Source organism: Sphingopyxis sp. BSNA05 (assembly GCF_013265645.1).
GTDB lineage: Bacteria > Pseudomonadota > Alphaproteobacteria > Sphingomonadales > Sphingomonadaceae > Parasphingorhabdus.
In genome coordinates, this window is record NZ_PYIA01000104.1 from 81,393 (window position 1) to 101,896 (window position 20,504).

The 20,504-nt window shown below is 58.8% G+C and carries 21 protein-coding genes and 3 pseudogenes; 15 read left to right on the top strand and 9 right to left on the bottom strand.

Annotated features, from left to right (window positions below; all coding sequences use genetic code 11):
- Positions 1 to 24: 24 nt before the first annotated feature.
- Together C8024_RS12700 and C8024_RS12705 are read left to right on the top strand one after the other, a co-directional pair.
- On the top strand, positions 25 to 879 hold the full coding sequence (locus C8024_RS12700) for a PD40 domain-containing protein (protein WP_173205746.1): 855 nt from the start codon (positions 25 to 27) through the stop codon (positions 877 to 879).
- 162 nt (positions 880 to 1,041) lie between these two features.
- The gene (locus C8024_RS12705) at positions 1,042 to 1,878 is read left to right on the top strand and encodes an SAM-dependent methyltransferase (protein ID WP_173205748.1); all 837 of its coding nucleotides are present in this window, start codon (positions 1,042 to 1,044) and stop codon (positions 1,876 to 1,878) included.
- Between the two features lie 182 nt (positions 1,879 to 2,060).
- Here the strand turns inward: C8024_RS12705 and C8024_RS12710 are convergent, their stop codons facing one another.
- Positions 2,061 to 3,002: a DUF2971 domain-containing protein gene (locus tag C8024_RS12710; protein WP_217272184.1), complete on the bottom strand. Its 942-nt coding sequence runs from the start codon at positions 3,000 to 3,002 to the stop codon at positions 2,061 to 2,063.
- Positions 3,003 to 3,339: 337 nt separating this feature from the next.
- Here C8024_RS12710 and C8024_RS21795 point away from each other — a divergent pair, with 337 nt between their 5' ends.
- The 13 genes and pseudogenes from C8024_RS21795 to C8024_RS12770 all read left to right on the top strand — a co-directional run bounded on the left by C8024_RS21795 (position 3,340) and on the right by C8024_RS12770 (position 14,431).
- Positions 3,340 to 3,612, top strand: a complete 273-nt coding sequence (locus tag C8024_RS21795; RefSeq protein ID WP_254305874.1) for a hypothetical protein — start codon at positions 3,340 to 3,342, stop codon at positions 3,610 to 3,612.
- The gene (locus tag C8024_RS21800) at positions 3,612 to 4,064 is read left to right on the top strand and encodes a gamma-glutamyltransferase (protein ID WP_254305875.1); all 453 of its coding nucleotides are present in this window, start codon (positions 3,612 to 3,614) and stop codon (positions 4,062 to 4,064) included. The genes C8024_RS21795 and C8024_RS21800 overlap by 1 nt, the downstream gene beginning before the upstream one ends.
- 4 nt (positions 4,065 to 4,068) lie before the next feature.
- Positions 4,069 to 5,127, top strand: a complete 1,059-nt coding sequence (locus C8024_RS21805; protein WP_367947328.1) for a gamma-glutamyltransferase family protein — start codon at positions 4,069 to 4,071, stop codon at positions 5,125 to 5,127.
- A gap of 81 nt (positions 5,128 to 5,208) precedes the next feature.
- Positions 5,209 to 5,718: a DsrE family protein gene (locus tag C8024_RS12720; protein ID WP_254305876.1), complete on the top strand. Its 510-nt coding sequence runs from the start codon at positions 5,209 to 5,211 to the stop codon at positions 5,716 to 5,718.
- Between the two features lie 18 nt (positions 5,719 to 5,736).
- Positions 5,737 to 6,431, top strand: a pseudogene (locus C8024_RS12725) (endonuclease/exonuclease/phosphatase family protein).
- A gap of 99 nt (positions 6,432 to 6,530) precedes the next feature.
- Complete coding sequence (ccoN, locus tag C8024_RS12730; RefSeq protein WP_173205753.1) at positions 6,531 to 8,189, top strand: cytochrome-c oxidase, cbb3-type subunit I; 1,659 nt, start codon at positions 6,531 to 6,533, stop codon at positions 8,187 to 8,189.
- Positions 8,190 to 8,278: 89 nt separating this feature from the next.
- A complete protein-coding gene (ccoO, locus tag C8024_RS12735) occupies positions 8,279 to 8,935 on the top strand; it encodes a cytochrome-c oxidase, cbb3-type subunit II (protein WP_254305877.1) in 657 nt (218 codons plus the stop codon).
- Positions 8,936 to 9,084: 149 nt separating this feature from the next.
- Positions 9,085 to 9,954 (top strand): annotated as a pseudogene (gene ccoP, locus C8024_RS12745) (cytochrome-c oxidase, cbb3-type subunit III); the annotation flags it as partial.
- A gap of 51 nt (positions 9,955 to 10,005) precedes the next feature.
- On the top strand, positions 10,006 to 11,463 hold the full coding sequence (gene ccoG, locus C8024_RS12750; protein WP_173205849.1) for a cytochrome c oxidase accessory protein CcoG: 1,458 nt from the start codon (positions 10,006 to 10,008) through the stop codon (positions 11,461 to 11,463).
- A pseudogene (locus C8024_RS12755) lies at positions 11,460 to 11,935 on the top strand (FixH family protein). The gene ccoG and the pseudogene C8024_RS12755 overlap by 4 nt, the downstream one beginning before the upstream one ends.
- Positions 11,932 to 14,052: a heavy metal translocating P-type ATPase gene (locus C8024_RS12760; protein ID WP_367947321.1), complete on the top strand. Its 2,121-nt coding sequence runs from the start codon at positions 11,932 to 11,934 to the stop codon at positions 14,050 to 14,052. The pseudogene C8024_RS12755 and the gene C8024_RS12760 overlap by 4 nt, the downstream one beginning before the upstream one ends.
- Positions 14,049 to 14,201 (top strand): cbb3-type cytochrome oxidase assembly protein CcoS, encoded by a 153-nt coding sequence (gene ccoS / locus C8024_RS12765; protein ID WP_173205759.1) that lies wholly within the window; start codon positions 14,049 to 14,051, stop codon positions 14,199 to 14,201. Before C8024_RS12760 ends, ccoS begins: the two co-directional genes overlap by 4 nt.
- A complete protein-coding gene (locus tag C8024_RS12770) occupies positions 14,198 to 14,431 on the top strand; it encodes a hypothetical protein (protein ID WP_173205762.1) in 234 nt (77 codons plus the stop codon). The genes ccoS and C8024_RS12770 overlap by 4 nt, the downstream gene beginning before the upstream one ends.
- Before the next feature lie 2 nt (positions 14,432 to 14,433).
- Here the strand turns inward: C8024_RS12770 and C8024_RS12775 are convergent, their stop codons facing one another.
- From C8024_RS12775 to C8024_RS12810, 8 genes are all read right to left on the bottom strand, one after another.
- A complete protein-coding gene (locus tag C8024_RS12775) occupies positions 14,434 to 15,072 on the bottom strand; it encodes a response regulator transcription factor (protein ID WP_173205765.1) in 639 nt (212 codons plus the stop codon).
- Positions 15,062 to 16,585, bottom strand: a complete 1,524-nt coding sequence (locus C8024_RS12780; RefSeq protein ID WP_367947322.1) for a PAS domain S-box protein — start codon at positions 16,583 to 16,585, stop codon at positions 15,062 to 15,064. Before C8024_RS12780 ends, C8024_RS12775 begins: the two co-directional genes overlap by 11 nt.
- A gap of 116 nt (positions 16,586 to 16,701) precedes the next feature.
- Positions 16,702 to 17,514, bottom strand: a complete 813-nt coding sequence (locus tag C8024_RS12785; RefSeq protein ID WP_100094372.1) for a universal stress protein — start codon at positions 17,512 to 17,514, stop codon at positions 16,702 to 16,704.
- Between the two features lie 111 nt (positions 17,515 to 17,625).
- Complete coding sequence (locus C8024_RS12790; RefSeq protein WP_173205771.1) at positions 17,626 to 18,213, bottom strand: NAD(P)H-dependent oxidoreductase; 588 nt, start codon at positions 18,211 to 18,213, stop codon at positions 17,626 to 17,628.
- Positions 18,210 to 18,845 carry a hypothetical protein gene (locus C8024_RS12795; protein ID WP_173205774.1) on the bottom strand — a complete coding sequence of 212 codons (636 nt, stop codon included), beginning with the start codon at positions 18,843 to 18,845 and terminating at the stop codon, positions 18,210 to 18,212. Before C8024_RS12795 ends, C8024_RS12790 begins: the two co-directional genes overlap by 4 nt.
- 29 nt (positions 18,846 to 18,874) lie before the next feature.
- On the bottom strand, positions 18,875 to 19,234 hold the full coding sequence (locus C8024_RS12800; protein WP_173205776.1) for a hypothetical protein: 360 nt from the start codon (positions 19,232 to 19,234) through the stop codon (positions 18,875 to 18,877).
- A 65-nt stretch (positions 19,235 to 19,299) separates the two neighbouring features.
- The gene (locus tag C8024_RS12805) at positions 19,300 to 19,857 is read right to left on the bottom strand and encodes a hypothetical protein (RefSeq protein ID WP_173205778.1); all 558 of its coding nucleotides are present in this window, start codon (positions 19,855 to 19,857) and stop codon (positions 19,300 to 19,302) included.
- A 5-nt stretch (positions 19,858 to 19,862) separates the two neighbouring features.
- A complete protein-coding gene (locus C8024_RS12810) occupies positions 19,863 to 20,492 on the bottom strand; it encodes a peroxiredoxin (RefSeq protein ID WP_100095623.1) in 630 nt (209 codons plus the stop codon).
- Positions 20,493 to 20,504: the final 12 nt, after the last annotated feature.

A 20,504-nucleotide genomic window follows, 5' to 3' on the forward strand; every position in this document is an offset into this window, starting at 1 on the left:
CGCTGCAAATTTGATGGGAAAGCCATGACCAGCTATATCCTGACTGTAATAGCGGCGCTGCTACCCCTCGCCGGTTCGCATGCCGGTGAAAACAGCGCACAGAACACATCGGAATCGCAAACCGCGCCGATATCCAAGCCTTATCTTGGCCAGAAACCGCCCGGATCGATCCCGGAAGCTTTCGCGCCGGGACTCGTAACCACCGAAAATTGGGAATATGGCGGCGTGTTCTCTCCCGATATGAAAGAATATTATTTGCTCAAGAGCGACGAAAACCAGCAAGCCGCGTTCGTCGTGTTCCGGTATCGCGATGGACATTGGCTGGAATCCCGCATCTCTGACAGAGTCGGCCAGCCGGTCATATCGCCTGATGGCCAGATCATGCATCTCGGCAAACGCTATAAGCAACGCACGGCCAGCGGTTGGTCCGAGATCATGGACCTGGGCGGCAAGTTCGACGAATTTCGGATCATGCGCCTGACTGCATCTGCCAATGGGACCTATTATTTTGACGAGGTGGGTTCGGATGGTGACGGGAAAATCCGATATTCGCGGCTGGTCAAAGGAGAGCGAGAAGAACCTAAACTGGCCAGCCCGGCAATCAACACAGGGACATGGCTCGCCCACCCCTTCATTGCCCCTGATGAATCCTATATACTCTGGGACGGCAGGCGCGAGGAAGGCTTCGGCAGCTCCGACATTTATATCAGCTTTCGCCAAGACGATGGTAGCTGGGGCAGCGCCATCAATCTTGGCGAGAAAATCAACACCGACGCCTGGGAAGCCGCCGCCAGCGTGACTCCCGATGGCAAATATCTGTTTTCCACCGCTCCGTATCCGATGGCAATGTCGACATATTCTGGGTGGATGCACAGGTGATAGAGGATCTCAAGCCAAAGCATTAGGCCGCATGGTCAGAGGCACCAGTGCAGAATCGCGCTGATCGACCAGTTGGCGAGTTGTGCCCCGCCCTTACAAAGTCCCGAAACCCGCACCCACCAAAAACTATCAATTCCGGCAGATATATTTATGGCCTAGCCGATGACCGACACAAAGCCCCACAACCGCGACAAGAATTACCTCATCAAAAGCGACAGCCCGTTTCTGCAAGCGCTCGGCGTGTCCAACGACGCCGGCGAGATCAAGCCCAATAAATATGCGAAATACCGGCAAATCTGCCGCTTTGTCGAGATTTTCATCGAACGGATCGAGCGGACGCAGGCGGTCAAACAGAAGCGGGTCAAGGTTCTGGACATAGGATCGGGCAAGGGTTATCTCACTTTTGCGATGTATGACCAGCTCGCCAAAGCCGGGCTCAATCCCAAGATTGACGGCGTCGATACGCGCTCCGATATGATCAATCTCTGCAATGAAGCGGCGCAGAAATCCGGTTTTGAAAATCTGGCGTTTCACAACGTGAAGGCCGAAGATTTCGTTCAGGGCTATTATGACGCAATCGTCGCCCTGCACGCCTGCGACACGGCGACGGATGACGCCCTCTTCTATGGCATCCGATCGAAATCCAAACTGATCGTCTGCGCGCCCTGCTGTCAGCACGAGGTTCTGGTCGACCTGCAGAAGAGCGAAACGGCAAACCGGAAATTCATCTCGCATGGCCTGTTTCTGCAAAAGCAGGCCGACCTGATAACCGACAACAGCCGCGTGATGCTGCTCCGGTCACAGGGTTACCAGGTCGACGTCATCGATTTCGTCTCCACCGAGCACACGCAAAAGAACACGCTGATCACAGCCATCAAGAAGAACAAGCCGTCGCCCAAATATCTCGAGCAATATGAAGCCTATAAGAAGGCCTATGGTTTTGGCGGGATCAAACTGGAGATGCTGATGCACGAGGCGGGATTGATCCGTTCGGAGTGAATTTGCGCCGTTGGTTTTAATTCGTTTTGGCGAACGATCGCCGCGATCCATTTCGCCGGTCGAGTTCGCGCCCGAATGCGGATGTCGACTTTGAAGGGTATTGACGACGACAACCGGGAGAAAAGCAGACTGGCGGTTTTGGGGCCTCACCACATCGAATGCGATCGCTGCTTTGTTTAATGCTAAGTTGATCTCTTAAAAGGGTCGTCAGTCTGGCCCCGGACTGCACGTTCGCCGATCGAATAGTCCTCAACGTCGTTTAGGTAATCGCCAAATACTCTAAAAGCTGGTTGATCTATTCCACGCATCTCCAACTCATTACGCTCTATTTGGTGACGATGAAGCTCAAAACTGTTTTCGTCCGTTAGCATGTCATAGAGCGAGACCTCTTGGTTGCGATGTAGGGTTTTCACTAACATCCACTTCCAAACTGGATCGACTCGCATTCCGAAATGTATCGCAGTGATATCAAAATGTAGCGGGTTCACTCCAGATTTATCGTTGATGTCCCGCCATTCAGCTTCGTAAGACCATTGCGGAGCTTTGGCGTAGAAATAGGTGTCGAATATGCGTGCTTCGGCGACTGGGTCACCCGCACACTTCCAAAGATACAAATCATGAGCGCTGAGTGCACGGGGCGCATTGTAATCAATCGCTTTCAGATGTTGTAGATCAAAGTTCGTTTCGTACTCAATACAGATCCCTTTATGCTGAGCAGCGTAATGACTCCAAAGCAGCGGCTCGGCCCATTTCGCAGAAAGCGAAAGCACGCCTTTGGTTCCCAATTGCTTACGCAACAACCGCATGATTTCCTTACCGAGCAAATATGAGAGTATTTTGTCGCCGCGTTCGACATCATCCCAGTCATCAGGTTCGGTAGCGAAGTAAGCTATCCGGTCGATTTCCGTCCGAACACCGTTATCCGAAGCTCCTTGATCGGCCATCATTTTCTCTAGAAGTGCTCTAAGCTCAGCCGCAGTTAGATCAATTTTCAATGAGGGATTGCAGTCAAGCGGATCGTTGAATTGCATTGGCGGCGAATGGAAAACCTGCGCTCGAATTATTGAGCGGAGAGAGTGCTCGCTAACGGGACAATACTTGTATAGCTTTTGCGGCGGCTTCATCCAAACTGCTTTAAGGACCCTAGTTGGATATGTCATCATATAGAACCACCCACTATCGCGCATACATGAGCAATTCGACCAACTTAAGTTCATCTCCAACTCGCCATCAAGTTTGAACGACAGTTAAAACGCAACGGTCAGACCACACGGAACGACCGCAATTGGGCCGCTTGCTGACTGACTGCGTCGACATTTCCAACGTCCCCTTTTGCGCGGCAATTCAAATTCAATCTGTATCCATCGTTCCCACTTGATGCGGAAGCCAGACTAGTTAGAGTGGGCATCACACTGGTCTCGCACGACGCAAGCCACTCGCCCCTTCAAGACGGATGATAATATGCGCAACCTGCTTCTCTCCACCATCGCCCTCGCCGCCTTCACAATCAGCCCTGCCGTCGCGCAGGAAACAGCGGCTCCGGAAAAACCGGCGCTGGAGATCAGTGCTGGTGGACGACCGGTTGGCGAGGCCTGGTCGCGCAGTCCGGTCCATGCCCAGCATGGCATGGCGGCGACGGCCCATCCGCTGGCCAGCCAGATCGCCATCGATATTCTCAAAAAGGCGGGTCTGCGGTCGATGCAGCGATTGCCGCCAATGCGGCGCTCGGCCTGATGGAGCCGACCGGCAACGGCATCGGCGGCGACCTGTTCGCCATCATCTGGGATCCGAAGACGCAGAAATTATATGGCCTGAACGGCTCCGGAAAAAGCCCGATGGGGACCAGCTACAAGCAGTTCATCAAGCAGCTCAAGGGCAGCAAGACCATCCCGCCCTTCGGCCCGATGCCGATCACCGTTCCCGGAACGGTCGACGCCTGGTTCGAGATGCACGAAAAATTCGGCAAGCTGAGCATGGCCGATATCCTTGCGCCAACCATATCCTATGCAAACGAGGGCCATCCGGTCGCGCCGGTGATCGGCCATTATCTCGAACGAAATCTGGAGCGGTTCGAGCAGAGCCTCGATATGATCGGGGATTTCGACAATGCGCGGGTCACCTATTTCAAAATGGTGCGCCGAAAGCGGGCGAGATTTTTAAAACCCGGATCTTGGGAATACACTTAGCAAGATCGCCACCGGCGGTCGTGATGCTTTCTACAAGGGTGACATTGCCAAGACCATCGACAGCTATTTCAAGCGGGTCGGCGGCAATCTGCGCTACGAAGATTTCGCTGCGCACAGCAGCCTGTGGGTAGAGCCGGGCTGTGTCGACTATCGCAAGGGCTATGAACTGTGTGAACTGCCGCCAAATTCACAGGGCTTTGCGGCGCTGCAAATGGCGAATATCCTGAAGAATGTCGACCTCGCCCAATGGCCGCGTGGCAGCGCCGAAGTGCTCCACTATATTACCGAAGCCAAACGCCTGGCGTTCGAAGATGTCGCGCGCTTTTACGCCGATCCGGAGGCCTCCCCTGCCCCGCTGGAATGGTTGCTTTCGGATGATTATGGCAAGGAGCGCTTTGCGTTGATCGATCCGGCAAAAGCCACACCCGGCTTCGGGCCGGGCGAACCCAAGCTGGAAGGCGAAGGCGACACGACCTATCTCACCGTTGCCGATAAGGATGGCATGATGGTTTCGCTGATCCAGTCCAATTATCGCGGCATGGGCAGCGGGCTTGTCGCCGACGGCCTCGGCTTCATGTTTCAGGATCGCGGCGAGCTCTATTCGCTCGATGCCGATCATCCCAATGCCTATGCGCCCGGCAAGCGGCCGTTCCAGACGATCATTCCGGCCTTCATGAAGAAGGACGGCAAGCCGTATATGTCCTTCGGTCTGATGGGCGGCGGCATGCAGCCGCAGGGCCATGTCCAGGTGATGATCAACCTGGTCGATTATGACATGAACCTGCAGGAAGCCGGCGACGCCGCGCGCCTCAACCATGACGGCGGTCGCCAGCCGACGAACGATCTGGCGGGAACCGGTGCCGATCTTCTGGGTATACTCCATGTCGAGCCAGGCATTTCGGCAGAAACGATCAAACGGCTCCAAGCCATGGGTCATGTCGTCAAAATCGTCGACGACGGCATCGTGTTCGGCGGCTATCAGGCGATCACCCGCGACGCGGAGACCGGCGTCTACACCGGCGCGACCGAGATGCGGAAAGACGGCCAGGCGATTGGCTACTGATCCGGCGGCGAAACAATCGTCAAACGGAAATGAAACGGGAATGACTATGCAAAAAACCGCCTTCTGATCATACTGCCCTTATTGGCGCTGACCCAGCCCGCTGCCGCGCAGATGGAGAATTTCAAGACCGGACCGGTTTTCGAAACGTTCGGGCCGACGGCACCGGTCGAGCAAAGCGAGCCCCTGGCGCAAGATGCAAAATTCGCCATTGCCTTTGACGTCTCGGCCGCAGCCGAGCCGGGCAAGATCAACCGCACGATCGAAAGCGCGGCCCGCTTCATCAATATGCACGTCGCCTCCGGCGTGCCGCAAGAGAATATCCGGCTCGCCATCGTCGTCCACGGCGGTGCATCGATCGACCTGACCAGCCAGGCGTTTTTCGCAGCCCGCAAGGACGGCGCGGAGAATGCCAGCGCCGCCGCGATTGCCGCATTGCAGGATCATGGCGTGATATTCTATCTCTGCGGTCAGAGCGCGGCGGCCCATGGCATCACCAATGCCGACCTGCTGCCGGGCGTAAAAATGTCCCTTTCCGCGATGACCGCCCACGCCCTGCTGCAACAGCAGGGCTTCACCGTCAATCCCTTCTGATCGGACAAGCCAGCCGAAATGTTGAAGGTCGCGAGTTACAATATCCACAAGGGCATCGGTACCGATCGCCGGCGCAATCCGGGCCGTATCATCGATGTGCTGAACGAGATCGACGCCGATATCATCGCGCTGCAGGAGGCGGATCGCCGCTTTGGCGCGCGGGCCGCCGCAATTCCGCAAAACTGCTGGAGATGCACAGCGACTATAGCGCGATCCCGCTCGACGTGCAGACCGATTCCATGGGCTGGCACGGAAATGCGATTCTGGTGCGCAATTCCGCAACGGTAATCGCGCATGATATCATGCATATCCCCTGCCTCGAGCCGCGCGGCGCGATCATGGCGCATTTCGAGCTGGCCGGGCGTGAACTGGCGGTATTCGGCATGCATCTCGACCTCTCGGGTCTGTGGCGCAGGCGGCAGGCTGCTGCCATCATCAAACTGGCGCAGGAAAAGCAGAAGGACGTGCCGGTGGTGCTGATGGGCGACCTGAACGAATGGAGCGCAGCCGGCGGCTGCCTGAAGGATTTCGGCAAGGCATTTGACATGGTCGATTGCGGGCGCAGCTTCCATTCGCGCAGCCCGATCGCCACCCTGGACCGGATCATGCATTCCGGAAGTATCCGGCATATCGAAGCCGGGGTCCACGACAGCCCGTCGGCGCGCAAGGCGTCCGACCATCTGCCGGTATGGGCGACCATCGCGGTGGACTGAGGGCCTCTGCCCGTCGCCTGACCGCACTACGTAACTCTACCTATATTGCCGGCACCAGCAGACTGGTAGCGCCCTTTCCATAGAACGGGGAAGGACGTTATGGACAATTTACTGGTGAAGACCGGCGGCTGGTTGCTGCTCGTATTTTTGGCATTTGTGGCGATGGTACTCGCCGCAGATGGAGGATTTGCCGTGCATATGGCGATCATCATGATCGCCTGCCTGATCGCGCTCTGGGTGACGATTAGCAAGGCGGACTATGCCGCCATCGGGCGCGGGATATTGAGGGCCCCCGCCGATCCGGGAAAATATGACGACGATCCCGTCCGCTGGGGCGTCATCGCGACTCTGTTCTGGGGCATGGCCGGTTTCGCGGTCGGTCTGTACATCGCGCTGCAACTGGCCTTTCCCGTGCTCAATCTGGGGCTGGAATATACCACCTTCGGACGTTTGCGTCCGCTCCACACTTCTGCCGTTATTTTCGCTTTCGGAGGCAATGCGCTGATTGCGACGAGTTTTTACGTCGTCCAGCGCACCTGCAGGGCGAGGCTGGCCTTCCCCCGCCTCGCCCGTTTCGTTTTCTGGGGCTACCAGCTGTTCATCGTGCTGGCCGCCACCGGCTATCTGATGGGTGTTACCCAGTCACGGGAATATGCCGAGCCGGAATGGTATGTCGATCTCTGGCTGACCATCGTCTGGGTCAGCTACGCGGTTGTCTATATCGGCACCATCGTCAAACGGTCCGAGCCGCATATTTACGTCGCCAACTGGTTTTTCCTCAGCTTCATCCTGACCGTTGCCATGCTGCACGTGGTCAATGGCCTGACCATGCCGGTCAGCCTGCTCGGCGCGAAAAGTTACAGCGCTTTCTCCGGTGTCCAGGATGCGCTGACCCAGTGGTGGTACGGCCATAATGCGGTCGGATTTTTCCTGACCGCGGGCTTCCTCGGCATGATGTATTATTTCGTGCCGAAACAGGCGGAGCGACCGGTCTACAGCTATCGCCTGTCGATCATCCACTTCTGGTCGCTGATCTTCCTCTATATCTGGGCCGGTCCGCACCATCTCCATTATACCGCTCTGCCCGACTGGGCGCAGACGCTGGGCATGGTCTTCTCGATCGTCCTGTGGATGCCGAGCTGGGGCGGCATGATCAACGGCCTGATGACGCTGAACGGCGCCTGGGACAAGATCCGCACCGATCCGATCATCCGGATGATGGTCCTCGCCCTTGCCTTTTACGGAATGAGCACCTTCGAGGGCCCGATGATGTCGATCAAGGCCGTTAACAGCCTGTCGCACTACACCGACTGGACGATTGGCCATGTGCACAGCGGTGCGCTCGGCTGGAACGGGATGATCACCTTTGCCGCGCTTTATTACATGGTGCCGCGCCTCTGGGGCCACCCGCGCCTCTACAGCCTGCGCATGGTGAACTGGCATTTCTGGCTCGCGACCATCGGCATCGTTCTCTACGCCGCCTCGATGTGGGTTGCCGGCATCATGCAGGGCCTGATGTGGCGCGAATATGGTGACGACGGCTATCTCGTCTACGCCTTCAGCGAAGTCGTTTCGGCGATGTTCCCGATGTATATGATCCGCGCAACCGGCGGCCTGCTCTATCTCGCTGGCGCGGTGGTGATGGTCTACAATGTCTGGATGACGCTTGCTGGCCGGGTCCGGGATGAAAAGCCGATGACCGAAACGCCCTATGACGAAGCCGCCGACAAGCCGCTGGTCGCGGCTCCGGCAGAGTGAGGGAGACAGGAACATGACCACGCTCACGCAAAACATAAAAAATCGAACGCAACATCACGCTGCTGGCGGTACTGGCTCTGGTAACGGTAATGATCGGCGGCATCGTCGAGATCGCGCCGCTGTTCTGGATCGACAATACTGTCGAGGAAGTCGAAGGCATGCGACCCTATACGCCGCTCGAGCAGGCCGGTCGCAATATCTATGTCCGCGAGGGTTGCTATACCTGCCACAGCCAGATGATCCGGCCGTTCCGGGACGAAGTCGAACGCTATGGCCATTATTCGCTGGCAGCGGAATCGATGTACGATCACCCTTTCCAGTGGGGTTCCAAACGCACCGGGCCGGATCTGGCGCGGGTGGGCGGACGCTATTCGGACGAATGGCATGTCCAGCATCTGAAAGATCCGCGCGCCGTCGTGCCGGAATCAATCATGCCGCCTTATGCCTTTCTCGCTGAGAAGGAACTGGCTCCCGGTGACATGAGCGCCCATCTGCGCGCCCTGACCCGGGTCGGTGTTCCCTATAGCGAGGAGGCCATCGAAAAGGCCAACGAGGATCTGGCCACCCAGGCCGACCCGATGGCCAGCTCGACCGATCTCGAAAAACGCTATCCCAAGGTGCAGGTCCGCGACTTTGACGGCAATCCTGACAAGCTGACCGAAATGGACGCGCTCGTCGCCTATTTGCAGATGATCGGCACATTGGTCGATTTCGAGGCGGGAGAAGCACAGGAGCAGCCCCGATGAACTATGAAGCGCTGCGCCATTTCGCCGACAGCTGGGGCCTGCTGTTCATGACACTGGTTTTCCTGACTTTGGTCGGCTGGACCTTCCGCCCCGGTGCCGGACGCAACCATAATGAAGCCGCCCATATGATTTTGACGAGGACAAGAATGATGTCTGAGAAGAAACGCGTTGACGAACCGACTGGCACCGAAACGGTCGGTCATGAATGGGACGGTATCGAAGAACTCGACACGCCGATGCCACGCTGGTGGCTATGGACCCTGTACGCCACGATCATCTGGGCGATCGGCTATGTCATCCTCTACCCCGCCATACCGATGCTCAATTCGGCCAGCGAAGGCCTGCTCGGCTGGACCAGTCGCGGCGAATATGCGCAGGCGGTCTCTGCACGCGAAACGGAACTGGAGCCGATCCGGCAGGCGCTGGTATCGACCGATATCCGCAAGTTGCACGGCAGTCCTGAACTGATGCAACAGGCCGTCGAAGGCGGTCGATCCGCATTCAAGGTCCACTGCGTGCAATGCCACGGTTCCGGCGCTGCGGGATCAAAGGGCTATCCCAATCTCAACGATGACGACTGGCTGTGGGGCGGCGATCTCGAAGCTATCGAATATACGCTGATCCACGGCATCCGTAACCCGGACCACGACCAGACGCGCTTCTCGCAAATGCCGGCCTTCGGACGTGACGGCATATTGCAGCCGGGCGAAATCCAGGATCTGGTTTCCCATGTCCGCGTCCTCGCGGGCCGGGAGAAGCAGAGCGCTGCAGCCACCCGCGGAGCGGTGCTGTTCGAAGCCAATTGCGCGATCTGCCACGGACCCGATGGTACCGGCGACCGGACCCAGGGCGCGCCCAATCTGACCGATGCCATCAGCCTTTATGGCCTCGACCGGGCCTCGCTGACCGACACGATCACCAACAGCCGTTACGGCGTGATGCCGCGCTGGGGACAGCGACTGGACAGCGCGACCATCCGGATGCTGGCGGCCTATGTCCACTCGCTTGGCGGCGGTGAAAAACTGCCGGCGCTGGAAAAACGGCTGCAACGCCGGTTGAAAGCGATGGCGATGAGCAGTCCTGACGAAATTTTCGATCCGGAGCTGAAACTCTATGAATCGCGCAAGAGCGTCTTTCCCAAGGCGGTAAACGGCAAATTCCGGCAGCTGAAATGGGTGATCATGGCGATCACCCTCGCCATCTATTATGTCACGCCGTGGATCCGCTGGGACCGCGGGCCCTATGCTCCCGATCAGGCGGTGCTGGTCGATCTGGCCAACCGGCGCTTCTACATGTTCGGCATCGAGATCTGGCCGCATGAATTTTACTATGTCGCCGGCATGCTGGTCATGGCGGGTATCGGGCTGTTTCTGGTCACCTCGGCTGTCGGCCGTGCCTGGTGCGGCTATTCCTGCCCGCAAACCGTCTGGACCGATCTGTTCCAGCATGTCGAACGCGCCATCGACGGCGACCGCAACGCCCAGTTCAAGCTGCAGGACGCGCCCTGGGGGCCGAAGAAAATCGGCAAGCGCCTCGCAAAATGGTCGGTGTGGCTGTTCATCGCCTTCTGGACCGGCGGCGCGTGGATCATGTATTTTGCCGATGCGCCGACGCTGGTCGTGGATTTCTGGACCGGTCAGGCCCCGTTTGTCGCTTATGCAACGGTCGGCGTGCTCACGCTCACCACTTTCATCTTCGGTGGCTTCATGCGTGAGCAGGTGTGCATCTACATGTGCCCCTGGCCGCGCATCCAGACCGCGATGATGGACGAAAAATCGCTGACCGTCACCTATAAGGACTGGCGCGGCGAACCGCGCGGCAGCGTGAAAAAGGCCGAGGCCCAGCCCGGCAGCTTTGGCGACTGCATCGACTGCAACCAGTGCGTCGCGGTCTGCCCGACCGGTATCGACATTCGCGAGGGGCCGCAAATCGGCTGCATCACCTGCGCCTTGTGCATCGACGCCTGTGATTCCGTGATGGAGAAGGTCAACCGCCCGCGCGGCCTGATCGACTATGCCACGCTGGAAGATGCCGAACTGGAAAAGGCCGGAAAGCCGCATAATCCGGTGCTCAAGACCTTGTTCCGGCCGCGCACCATCCTCTATTTCTCGATCTGGGGTGCGATCGGGCTGGCGATGCTGTTCGCGGTCGGCAACCGGACGCGCATCGATATCAGCGCCAACCATGACCGCAATCCGGTCTATGTCCAGCTGGCAGACGGCCATGTCCGCAACAGCTATACGATCAATCTCCGCAACATGGAGAACCGCCCGCGCGACATGATCATCGGCATGACCGAGCTCAAGGGCGCGGTGATGTGGTCCAACGCCGGATCGCGGGAAGGCGCCGGCCAGACGCTGGTCACCAAGGTTCCGGCCGACAGCGTCGCCAGACTGCGGCTCTATGTCGCCGCTCCGGGTGACGGACCGGTGCGGGAGGATTTCGCGCTGAAGGTAACCGCTGCGGACGACCCGGAAGCGAACGATATTGACGAAGTGTTTTTCGAAAGACCGGAGACAGGCGAATGAGCAAGCAAGGCCATGTGGTGAAGAAGTTCACCGGCTATCATGCCGCAGCGATAATCGTTGCCTTTTTCGCGGTGGTCGTGGGTGTAAACCTGTTCATGGCGCGTTTCGCCCTGTCGACGTTCAGCGGCACGGTTGTCGACAACAGCTATGTCGCCAGCCAGAAATATAACGACTGGCTGGAACAGGCGCGCAATCAGGAGGAGCATGGCTGGACCGTGTCTCCTGCCCTGCGCGAGGCCGACAAGGCGAGCATTACGATCACGACAGCTAACGGCATGCCCTGCAGGGAGCGGCGATGGAGGCTATCGCGGAACATCCTGTTGGTCGGGCCGATCCGTTCGAGATCAGCTTCACCCAGACCGCCACTGGCGAATATCGCAGCGTCCAGCCGCTGCCCGAGGGCCGCTGGAAGCTGAAGATCATCATCTCTCTTGATGACCAGAATATGCGCGTGGTTCGGGATATCTGGTGAACGCGATCACGCCCCTCGGCGATGCACAATCGCAATCGGTTGTCTCGCGCTTTGCCGTACCGGCGATCCGCTGCGCCGGCTGCATCGCCAAGATCGAGAACGGCCTGAGCGGCGTACCGGGCATCCTGTCGTCTCGCGTCAATTTCTCGACCAAGCAGGTGGCCATTTCGCATCTGCCCGAGCTGGATGACGACCAGCTGAAAAACAAATCGAGGCGCTCGGGTTCGAAGCCAGATTCTCGCGGACAATCCCCTCTCCGAGGAGACGGGCAGCACCGACAAATTGATCCGCGCGCTCGCCGTCGCCGGTTTCGGTATGATGAATATCATGCTGCTGTCGGTCAGCGTCTGGTCCGGCGCAACCGGCGTGACCCGCGATCTGTTCCACTGGCTCTCCGCTCTGATCGCAATTCCGGTGATCGCTTATTCTGGACGCCCGTTTTTGCCTCCGCAACCATGGCGCTGCGCTACGGCCGGACCAATATGGATGTACCGATTTCAATCGGCATATTGCTGGCCACGGGTCTGAGCCTATACGAGACCGCCACCGGCGGGGCCCATGCCTATTTCGACGGCGCGGTGATGCTGCTGTTTTTCCTGCTCGCCGGGCGGGTGCTGGACGGCATGATGCGCGACCGCGCGCGGGAAGGCATTGGCGCATTGCTGAAACAGGCCGCCCCGGGCGCCATGGTGCTGACGGACGATGGCACAACCAACTGGGTCGCCACCAGGGACCTGCGTCCGGATATGCGGATGATGGTGGCCGCGGGCGGCAATCTCGCGGCCGACGGTGTGATCGAAAAGGGATCGAGCAGCTTCGACTGTTCGCTGATGACCGGCGAGAGCGAACCGCAGCCGAAAGGCGAAGGCGACATCGTGCTCGCCGGAACGCTGAACCTTTCGTCGCCCGTTGTCGTGCGGGTCACGGCAACCGGAGAAGACACGAGCGTTGCGGATATCGCCCGGCTGATGGACGAAGCCGGCCAGCACCGTTCCTTCTATGTGCGTGTCGCCGACCGGGCGGCGCGCTATTATGCGCCCGCTGTCCATAGCCTGGCGCTGCTCGCCTTTGCCTACTGGATGATTGTCGGAGCGGGCTGGCACCAGTCGCTGCTGGTCGCGGTCGCCGTGCTGATCATCACTTGCCCATGCGCGCTGGGCCTCGCGGTGCCGGCGGCGCAGGTCGTGGCTTCGGGGGCGTTGCTACGCAAGGGCGTGATGGTCAAGGACGGCAGCGCGCTGGAACGGCTGGCAGAGGTCGATTACGCGCTGTTTGACAAGACCGGGACGCTGACCCTCGGCCATCCGGTACCGGTCAATCTCGACGATCTGAACCTCACCCAGAAACAGATCGCGCTTGCCCTGGCGCAGGCCAGCCATCATCCGATCAGCAAGGCCATCCGCGCGGCCTTGCTGGCGCAGGATATTACGCCGGCCATGCTGGATCGCGTGGAAGAACTGCCGGGCGAAGGCATGAGCGCTTGCTGGCATGGCATGCCCGTCATGCTCGGAAAACCGGAACAGTCGGAAGATCATCTGGCCAGCCAGCTGAGCGTCGGCAGCGATAAAATCGTGCTCCAGCTGAAGGACGAAATCCGGCCGGAGGCCCCGGAAGCGCTGGCAAGATTACAGGCGATGGGACTGCCCGCGTCGATCATATCCGGCGACAATATCCGTTCCGTATCGCTCGTTGCATCCACTCTGGACATTCCGGCACAGGCCGGAGCGTCCCCCCAGGACAAGGTCGAGGCCATTACCGGGCTGGCCGCCAGCGGCCACAAGGCGCTGATGGTGGGTGATGGCCTGAACGACGGCCCTGCCCTCGCCGCAGCCCATGTCTCGATCGCGCCCGGCTCGGCCAGCGATGTCGGCCAACAGGCCGCCGACGCCGTCTTTACCAGCGAATCGCTGATGCCGGTGGCGCTGTCGGTCAAGGTCGCGCGCCGCACGATGCAGATCGTCCATCAGAATTTTGCCCTGGCCATCGGTTATAATATAATCGCCGTGCCGCTGGCCCTGACCGGCATGGTCACGCCGCTGATCGCCGCCATCGCGATGTCGCTGTCGTCATTGATCGTCGTCGGCAACGCGCTGCGCCTGAACGGGGCGGCGAAATGAGCGGTCTCGCCATCCTGATCCCGGTTGCCCTGCTGATGGGACTGTGCGGTCTGGCTTTCTTCTTCTGGGCGATGCGCAACGATCAGTTCGAGGATCTCGACGGCGCGGCCCAGCGCGTATTGATCGACGAGGACGAGGAACCGTCATGATCGATCGTGTCAGAAGGTCCAGGCTCAGTCGGCTGCTGATTGCCGTCATCGCGCTGCCGATGGCCGCCATGCCCCTCGCGGCCAATCCGGACGTGATGACAATCCAGCTATGTTCGGCCGACGGCGCGGTACGCGATATTTCCATCCCGGTCGAGAGGGACGACAGCCGGAAAGATTGCGCCAAGCCATGCCATGCCTGCCTTTCGCGCAAGAAAGCTCCGAAAAGCTGAGCTCAGCTTTCCTTGTCTATATTGGGATCCTCGGCGCGTTCAGCGGCAAAACCGATCCGCAAAGCCTCGGCCAGACTGCGCACCCGCAATTTTTCCATCATATTGGCGCGGTAGATTTCGACCGTTCGCGGTGAGATACCCAGATCATAGGCGATGGTCTTGTTGGGGAGGCCGGCCAGCAGGCCATCGAGCACATCCTGTTCCCTTCCGGTGAGACAGGCCAGCCGGACTTTCGCTTCGGAAGCGGCCATTTCCTTCAGATTGCTGTCTTCCAGTCGCACGAATGCCTCTTCCATGGCCGCGATCAGGGCTTCCTTTTCATAGGGTTTCTCGAGGAAATTGACCGCTCCGGCGCGCATCGCCTGAACCGCGATTTCGATATCGCCATGGCCGGTCAGGATCACCACCGGCATGTCGATCCCGTCCTTGATCATCTGCTGCTGCACCTGCAGACCGTCCATTTCCGGCATCCGCACGTCAAGCAACACACAGCCCCGCTCGGCGCCCTTGGCGATCTTCAGAAAGGCAACGCCGGACTCGACCGGCTCGACCTTGAACCCCGCGTGCCGCAACATGAACGCCGCCGATCGCCGGACGGAATCATCATCATCGACAATATAGACCAGCCGCTCACTGCTCATCATTCTGCTCCTGCTCCGCTTTTTCCAATGTGATCCGGAAAATCGTGCCGCCTTCGGGATTGGGCTCGACACCGATTGTTCCGCCATGCGCCTCGATGATCGTCCGGCATATCGAGAGGCCCAGTCCCATGCCCGTGCCCTTGGTGCTGGCGAAGGGATCGAAAATCCGCTCCCCCAGTTCCTGGTCGATACCGGAGCCGCTATCCGACACGGCAATTTCCAGCCTCTCGTCATCGATCGATTTGACGCCGATGTGCAGCTTCTTCTCGGCGCTGTCGGCCATGGCCTCGATGCCGTTGCGCATCAGATTGACCATCACCTGCTGGATCTGCACACGATCGACAAAGACATTATGGGCGTCGGGCGCGATGTCGATCGAGAATTTGACGCCCCGCTCCTGTGCACCGATCATGCCGAGCACGGTGGCGTCCTGCACCACCTGGGAGATCGACAGGACCCGCCGGTTGATCTCGCCCCGCGAAACAAATTCACGCAGTCGCCGGACAATCGTCCCGGCCCGCAGGCTCTCGGACACGCTTTCCTGCAACGCCTCCTGGAAAAATTCCCGGTTCTCGGCCAAGTCACCATCCATCATGTCGCGCGCTGCCGACAGATAGTTGGCTATCGCCGTCAGCGGCTGGTTGATTTCATGCGCCAGCGCTGACGCCAAAGTCCCGACCGCGCTAAGGCGCGAGGCATGAGCCAGATCCTGCTGCAGCGACTGCAGTTCCGCCTCGGTCTGTTTCTTTTCGGTCAGGTCGATGATGAAACCGGTAAAATAGCGTTCGTCGCCAATCTTCGCCTCGCCCACTTCCAGTTGCAGCGGGAAAGTCGTGCCGTCTTTCCGGCAACCGACCACCGTCCGGCCGATGCCAATGATCCGCTTCTCGTCGGTCCGGATATAGCGCTCGATATAGCCGTCATGCGCCGCCCGATAGGGCTCCGGCATCAGAATCTTGACATTGCGCCCGATGATTTCTTCCTGCTCATAGCCGAACATTTTTTCCGCCGTGGAGCTAAACGAACTGATCAGCCCGTCCTCATCGATCACCACCATCGCGTCGGGGATGGTGGTCAGGATCGACCGCAGGATCGAATTGGCCTGGTCCAGCTTGCTCTCGGTGTTCCGCAGCGCGGTTACGTCCTGGAAAGAGACCATGACCGCGTCGATATCGCCCTTCGGACTGGCTAGCGCCGCGATATTGCATTCCGCAAATATCAGCCGGCCGTCCGGAAGCTGCAGATGCACATCAAACGGGTCAATCGCGCTGGATTCAAAGGCACGATCCATCCTGCTCTCGAACAGCGGGCGATGGTCCGGTGCCACGCAGGTGGCCGGCGCTCCGTCCGGCAGATCGGCAAGACTGCTCACGCCGAATATCTTCAGCCCGACCGCGCTGCAATTGATGGGCTGCATATTCCGATCGACGATCATGACGCAATTCGGAAGGGCGGACAGAAGGGAATCCGGATGCAATGCCCGGCCCGTGCCCTGAACGATCGTTTCGCGCACCTGTATTGTCTATCCCTCGACTGCTCATTCGCTGCTTGCGAACCAAGGGACCCTACACAAAATACAGGATTTGCCATAAGAAAATTTGCTCTGGCCGGGGCTGGACTTCTATCCATTCAGTGCGAAACGACCAGAGGAATATCGCAATCCTTGAGCAGATTGCGCGTTACCCCACCGAACAGGAATTCTCTCGCGCGGCTATGGCCATAGGCACCCATGACAATATATTCCGCCTTCACCTTTTTTGCTTCGGTCACCAGCGTGACATCAACCCGCTCGCTGCCGGGTGGTGGCGCGTGAATTTCGGACTTGATGCCATGATAGGCAAGATATTCCGACGCTGCGAGCTGCGGCAGATCATGGTCCTTGTCTTCCTCAACTGTCAGAATATGGACATCGCTCGCCATTTTCAGCAGTGGCACCGCGGCACGCAGCGCGTTACCAGCCTCGAAACTGCCGTTCCAGGCGACCAGAGCCGGGCCGCAGGCGTCAAACTTCTTCACATTGTCGGGCTGGACCACGACAGGTGCCGTCGCGTTGAACAACACGTCGCCCAATATGCCGAGCGGCAGCGCATTTTCCTTATCCCCACCGGCTGAGCTCAGGACGATGATATCGACCAGCGCGGAATTTTTCGACAGACCGCGCGAAGGATCGATATTCTCTTCCCGATAATCCCAGGAGACATCTTCGCCAGCCAGTCTTTTTTCAATCTCGGCGCGGAGCTTCTTGTCCAGTTCCCGGGTCATTTCGCTCACATCATACATCACCGACATGCCGGTGACGCCGTCGAAGGCGACCTGCGAACTATAAGGGTTGGCGCGCAGACAGTGGAGATGGCCACCAAGCGAGCGGGTCAGATCGAGCGCCGCCTGAAGCCGGGCCTCGAGGCCCACGTCATCGGCAATATATAGCAGAACGGATTTCATAAACTGTCTCCTGTTTCCCAGTCATTCGTTTTGGTGGAATGTCTTGGTGAGGAGCGTAGCGGTAGCCGGTCGGAGCCTGTATACGGGTTTATACGGATGGAAGCCCTCGGCTCAGTCCCCGGCCGCACCATGGGCGGCGATTTTCTTCAGCCAGCGGGAACGGTGCCGGTCGCTGCGGTCCACATTGCCGATCAGCGAAGTGGTAACCGGGGAGATGCCGGTCAGCTTCAGGATGTTGCGTTCGAAACTGCGAACGCTGTGCGCAGCAAAATAGGCGCGGTAGAACAATGCCGGCATGCCCATGCTGACGATCAGCCGCGCCGAGCGACCGCGCAGCAGTTTCCGGGGCAATTGCTTGCTGCCTTCCTCGCCATAGTCGAGCGCGAAATTGGGGCGGAAAGCCTGTTCGATAAATGCCTTGAGCAAGGCGGGCATGTCCCCCATCCAAAGCGGATAGTAAAAGACGATATGCTCTGCCCATTTGATCGCGTCCTGACCCGGCCGGACCGCGTCGGGCACATCCTCTTCGAGCCATTGCTTGCGGCTTTCGAGAATTGGAATATTCTGGCCGGCCAGCCGGATCACTCGCACATCATGACCGGCTTCGCTGGCGGCATCGGCATAAGCGGACACAATAGCATGGCCAAAACGGCCGGGGCTAGGGTCCGGGTGGCCGTCGATGACCGCGATGCGGGTCATGGCACCGCCACTTCGGTTGCCAAGTCGACAGGGGTTTGCCACTGGAATGCGGCGATCAGTTCCATTATCGCCTCCTGCGCTGCGGTATCAATCTCCTGGGGATAGGAAGCTGTCAACCGCGCGTCCCAATAGCCATAGTCCAGCGCAGTTACGCTGAAATGCCAAGGCACGGTGTCCTTGTCGCCGTCGAAAATTCCCTGATAGGCCGTGATGTCGGGACGTCCGGAAACGAAATAGTCGCCTTCGGAAACCACAGCAGCGCTTGAATATTGCGACAGCAGATCCGGCTTGACGATCTGATAATGGTCCTGCGCGTTCAGCTCTTCAAGATGGATGATCGCGATCCTGATTTCGATTTCATGGCTTTCGAAGTCGCGCAAATAACCGATCTCGAAATTATTGCCTGAAAAATCGGTTGTCATTTCACACTGGCGGCGAAATCCGGCGATAGCAGCCGGAAATATAAAGCCGCTTTCTTTGTGGATGATCGAGCCCGGTTCCTTATAGGGTGCGAACGGGTCAAACAGCGGCGCAGATCCGATCACACATTCCGCTGCCGCAGGACTGCTCGTAAGGATCAGCGCCAGCGCCGCCGCCGGAATTAATCCGGCCATCTTCAATTTTGTCAGCATTTCATTTCCCCTACCTTCGGATTGCCTGTCTATTCGTGACAGCTGACGACGCGGAACGGCAGTTCGCTGCCATCGGTTTCCGTAATCGTCAGATATTCGCCGACTTTCAGCGGATGGTCCTTGAGCCGGAAAATGCTCTCATCATCCTCGTCGCCAAGCTTGTAGGAAAAGACCCATCCTTTGGGTGAAGCAATCACGACACCGCTCTGATCAGCCTCACCGGGCCAGAACCGGCGCACGACGGGGCGTTTTTCAGCCTTCTTTAGCGCTTCCGGTTCGATAAAACCCTCGTCGTCCAGGGGGACGCGAAAGACATATGCATGGGCTGACGAGCCATCGGGATGGTCAGCGGTTCTTGCCAGTTCAAGGCGGATTGTTTTCCAGGTCATGCAGTCTGTCTGAACCGGTTATACTGTCCGCGCGATACGCAATATTGCGTAGTTCGAGGGGTGATTTACGCCGGCAGCGCGTGGACGTGAACATCGTGGGCAGAATGGACGGACAACAGTTCGATCGCCTTTATCTCATCCTTCTCGTCCCGCGTTCGCACCCAGAGCAACAGGCCACCCTTTTCCAGCTGGCCGGCGATATAGTCGGCATGGTGCTTCTGGATGAAGCGCGCCAGTGCAATACCAATAGCGGTTCCCGATCCGCCAAGCGCGAGCGCTGCCAGTGCCGCAGCCAGAGCGCCGCCCGAAGCCACGAGCACGATCCCGGCAAAGGCGCCGACATAGAGCAGGCTGCCGATCACCGCCCCCTCGGCATCGCCGATGGTTTCGACCGGTATATAGGCTTTTGACATCACCTCCGGGTCATCTTCGATGTCAGCGACCGATCGCAAGCGGTGGCCAAGCTTTTCCTCGACCGCTGAAACCGGCGCGAGCACGCTAATCTCCGCGCGATCAAAACCGTGGGTCAGCAGATCATCGATCGCTGCCTGCAAATGCTCTTCGCTGTCGAATATGCCGACCGCTTCCCTGATTTGGGATGCGCCCGATCCACCCATAGACATGTTGCTCAGGCCACGTCGGTCAGACGCAGATAGGGCCGCAATTCGTCCCAACCCTGGGGGAAGAGCTTTTCGGCCTCGTCATTGGCGATTGATGGCGGGATGATGACCTTGTCGCCGCGACGCCAGTCTGCCGGCGTGGCAATGCGTTTCGCATCCGATAGTTGCAGCGCGTCAATCACGCGCAATATCTCGTCAAAATTGCGACCGACGCTCATCGGATAGGTCATCGTCAGGCGGATTTTCTTGTCCGGATCGATGATGAACACCGAACGCACCGCTGCGGTATCGCTTTCTTCGGGATGGATCATGTCATAGAGTCTCGCGATCCTGTGATCCGGATCGGCGACGATCGGAAATTCGAGATTGGTATGCTGTGTCGCGTTGACATCGGCGATCCATTTCAGATGTTCGGCCGCCGTGTCCGTCGACAGACCGAGCGGCTTCGTGTTGCGCGCTGCGAACTTGTCCGCCAGCTGGGCCGTCCGGCCCATCTCGGTCGTACATACCGGGGTGAAATCGGCCGGATGGCTGAAGAAGAAAACCCAGCTGTCCCCTGCCCATTCATGGAAATTGATCGTGCCTGCCGTGCTGTCCGTCGTGAAGTCGGGAGCGGTGTCGCCAATATGTAATGCCATCTGTCGTTCCTT

Excerpts from the sequence above, each read along its gene's own strand:
- C8024_RS12700 (WP_173205746.1), top strand. The coding sequence starts at position 25 with ATGACCAGCTATATCCTGACTGTAATAGCGGCGCTGCTACCCCTCGCC.
- C8024_RS12705 (WP_173205748.1), top strand. The coding sequence starts at position 1,042 with ATGACCGACACAAAGCCCCACAACCGCGACAAGAATTACCTCATCAAA.
- C8024_RS12710 (WP_217272184.1), bottom strand. The coding sequence starts at position 3,002 with ATGAAGCCGCCGCAAAAGCTATACAAGTATTGTCCCGTTAGCGAGCAC.
- C8024_RS21795 (WP_254305874.1), top strand. The coding sequence starts at position 3,340 with ATGCGCAACCTGCTTCTCTCCACCATCGCCCTCGCCGCCTTCACAATC.
- C8024_RS21800 (WP_254305875.1), top strand. The coding sequence starts at position 3,612 with ATGGAGCCGACCGGCAACGGCATCGGCGGCGACCTGTTCGCCATCATC.
- ccoN (WP_173205753.1), top strand. The coding sequence starts at position 6,531 with ATGGACAATTTACTGGTGAAGACCGGCGGCTGGTTGCTGCTCGTATTT.
- ccoO (WP_254305877.1), top strand. The coding sequence starts at position 8,279 with ATGATCGGCGGCATCGTCGAGATCGCGCCGCTGTTCTGGATCGACAAT.
- ccoG (WP_173205849.1), top strand. The coding sequence starts at position 10,006 with ATGAGCAGTCCTGACGAAATTTTCGATCCGGAGCTGAAACTCTATGAA.
- ccoS (WP_173205759.1), top strand. The coding sequence starts at position 14,049 with ATGAGCGGTCTCGCCATCCTGATCCCGGTTGCCCTGCTGATGGGACTG.
- C8024_RS12770 (WP_173205762.1), top strand. The coding sequence starts at position 14,198 with ATGATCGATCGTGTCAGAAGGTCCAGGCTCAGTCGGCTGCTGATTGCC.
- C8024_RS12775 (WP_173205765.1), bottom strand. The coding sequence starts at position 15,072 with ATGAGCAGTGAGCGGCTGGTCTATATTGTCGATGATGATGATTCCGTC.
- C8024_RS12785 (WP_100094372.1), bottom strand. The coding sequence starts at position 17,514 with ATGAAATCCGTTCTGCTATATATTGCCGATGACGTGGGCCTCGAGGCC.
- C8024_RS12790 (WP_173205771.1), bottom strand. The coding sequence starts at position 18,213 with ATGACCCGCATCGCGGTCATCGACGGCCACCCGGACCCTAGCCCCGGC.
- C8024_RS12795 (WP_173205774.1), bottom strand. The coding sequence starts at position 18,845 with ATGCTGACAAAATTGAAGATGGCCGGATTAATTCCGGCGGCGGCGCTG.
- C8024_RS12800 (WP_173205776.1), bottom strand. The coding sequence starts at position 19,234 with ATGACCTGGAAAACAATCCGCCTTGAACTGGCAAGAACCGCTGACCAT.
- C8024_RS12805 (WP_173205778.1), bottom strand. The coding sequence starts at position 19,857 with ATGTCTATGGGTGGATCGGGCGCATCCCAAATCAGGGAAGCGGTCGGC.
- C8024_RS12810 (WP_100095623.1), bottom strand. The coding sequence starts at position 20,492 with ATGGCATTACATATTGGCGACACCGCTCCCGACTTCACGACGGACAGC.